The following is a 2,891-nucleotide window of genomic DNA, read 5'->3' as shown; positions in this document are numbered from 1 at the left end:
AAGCCCCTCAACAAATGAACGGTCAATTTTTAGCGTATCAGCCGGCAATTCTTTTAGGTAACTTAATGATGAATACCCGGTACCAAAGTCATCTATAGAAATTTTAAGCCCTAGTTCTTTTAATTCATGCAAGCAACTCAAACCGGCGCGAAAGTCTTCAATTATGACGCTTTCTGTTAGCTCTAATTCCAAACATGCTGGCGAGATACCGCTCGACTCCAACACACTCTTAATCATACCTTTCAAGTTTTGATCACGAATCTGCCTAGGTGACAAATTTACGGCAACACAAATAGTACCTAAGCCCTGTTCCTGCCATGTTTTAACCTGGCGACAAGCAGTTTCAAGCACATAGGCTCCTAGCTCAGAAATCAAACCACTTTCTTCAGCAATATTGACAAATTCAGCAGGCGAAATGAGCCCTTTTTGGGGGTGATTCCAACGCACCAAAGCCTCACAAGAATTAATCCTTCTCGACCTGACATCCAGCTTCGGTTGGTAATAGACTTCCAACTCACTTCTTTGCAACGCTTTACGCAATGCATTTTCCATTTCCAGGCGTTCTCTAGAGAACTGCTTAAGACTATCATCAAACAATTGGATCTGATCGCCTCCCTGGAATTTAGCTTTCTGCACCGCCAAGGCCGCATATTGCATCAATGTTTCGATATCCTGAGTATGTTCAGGAACATGTGCGACACCCATACTGCAAGATAAAGCGATTTCCTCACTCGATATATCATAATTATGATGGGTCACAGTTTTAAAAAGTCGCTCTGCAAACTTCATTACGTCAAAGGTCGGACTACAGGACACGACGCAAGCAAACTCGTTGCCTCCAACACGGGCTAGAATATCAACCTTCTGTACATTCGCAGACAAGCGTCGAGCAATTTCCCTGAGCAACTCATCAGCCGCATCATGACCAAAGCTATCATTAAACTGCTTGAATCGGTCAATATCCAAGGTCACTAAGGCGAAAGGTAAGCCTTCATCTTTGTAGCGAACCACAGCGCGGTGTAACTGATCTTTGAACTGGTTGCGATTCGCTAACTTAGTGAGGTCATCATAATTAAGTAAGTAATTGAGTTTCTTATCAGCAGCTTGTCGAACAGACAGGTCAGAGAGCATTGCGGCATAGTATTGTATATGTCCGTTGCGATCCCTGATGGCATTGATCTGAGTCCACTGGGGAAAGTAATCACCATGGTATCGCTTCTCTAATAATTCACCCTGCCATAGGTCTTTGGCTTGTACCTCTTCAAATATCTGGGCATAGGCTTCCTGACGCTTAGGCGTATCACTCAAACAATCAATCTTCTGCCCAACAAGCTGTTCCGCACTCTGCCCGATTATTTTCTCATAAGCAGGATTAACCGACAGGAAGCGATAGTTAGCATCCAGAACAAAAACACCTTCTGAAGTATGATCAACGACCGACTTAGCCAAGCGAACTTGTTCATCACGAGCGCGCTCGGACTGAATATTACGCCGGGTCCCCAAAATTCGCAGAGCCCGCCCTTTTGCATCCCGATCAACAACCTTGCCGCTCTCTTCTATCCATAGCCAATCGTCACCACTCTGGGCTCGATATTGAAGTTGGTACTCTCCCTTACCGCCTTCCAAACAAGCGTTAACGGCCGCCCGAACATCAACATAGTCTGCCGGGTGAATAATCGTTTTCAGGTTATGTATATGCTCTTCAGTAGTCAGTTCTTTATCGCCGAAGAGTTCATGGAAGTCTGACTGGTAAAACTGGGCTTGATCAAGATCCCAGTCGATCAAGCCCAAACGCGCTGCGTCCATAGCCTGCGTTAAGCGCGTCTGGCTTTTTACCAAGGCGTCACTGATCTTTTGTCGCAGGGCAATTTGTTCACTGAGTTGCTTGTTACTGTCTTCAAGCTCTTTGGTTCGATCTCGAATCGCAAGTTCGAGGTCGGTACTCTTTTGCACTAGCTGAGCTTCTAACGCTTGCCGTAACTTGCGTTCATCGACCAGCGCTTGATAGATTTGCTGACTTTGTTCCGCGTTCCGCCTGGCCTCTGAAGCTGCTTCAGATCGAGTTCGATGCTTACTTAAAAGCGCTTTTAGTTGGCCAAAATTGATCATGAGTGAAGTATAACCTGAAACACAAACATTTAGAGAAAAGCTTAACAACAAATAATGACAATTCAATTTTAGTGGCTACTCTCAACGATCAATAGACCTAAGATAATCCGTCCACTATACTGCCGCCTTTAAAATTTAATGCATAAAAAGGGATTAATAATGAATCGTTTAAGAAAGATATTAGGGATGTGGGTTATTTTGCTATGTTCTATTAGCAGCAATATCGCCTTAGCCGAAAATTACTCACCAACTTCTACGAAAACCTTCCAAGGCTTTACTGCTGGAGGCTTTACTTTTGGGGGAGATGACTTACTCAAGGTAGAATACACCAATGGTGACTCTGAAGAGCTCACTGCAGGCGGTTTATTGGATCTAAAACTGGGTCTTATCTATAACATCAATGATACATACTCTATACAAAGTAGCATTGGTTATCACTTTGATGCCTTATTAGCCGAAAACGGTGATGGTGACTTCACGCGCATTCCAGTCGAACTATTAGGCTTCTATAATTATGATAAGCACCGTTTTGGTGGAGGATTGACTTTACATACCAGCCCAGAATTTGAAGCAGAATCAGATGATATTGGGCTTGACGAGAATGCTGAATTCGAAGATGCCAGCGGCTTAGTTATAGAGTACGGATATAAGACTTCTGATAGTGCAGTCATTGCTTTAAGGTACGTCGATATAAACTACGAAGTAACAAAGTACAATGGTAGCTCAGTAGACTCAGGCCCTGATTCTGACGGTAGCCACATTGGTTTATATATCTACTTTCT

General features: G+C 43.7%; 2 protein-coding genes. One reads left to right on the top strand and one right to left on the bottom strand.

What is annotated here, in order from left to right:
* Window positions 1-2,109, bottom strand: a 2,109-nt coding sequence (locus A3735_RS18230) for a bifunctional diguanylate cyclase/phosphodiesterase (protein WP_068638428.1), incomplete at its 3' end; no start/stop codon positions are given.
* A gap of 159 nt (window positions 2,110-2,268) precedes the next feature.
* Between A3735_RS18230 and A3735_RS18225 the strand changes: the two genes are divergently transcribed.
* Window positions 2,269-2,891: hypothetical protein (locus A3735_RS18225; protein ID WP_156499746.1), on the top strand; the 623-nt coding region annotated here is incomplete at its 3' end.

This window comes from Oleiphilus sp. HI0061 (assembly GCF_001635675.1).
This window is presented reverse-complemented; position numbering and strand designations above follow the sequence as displayed.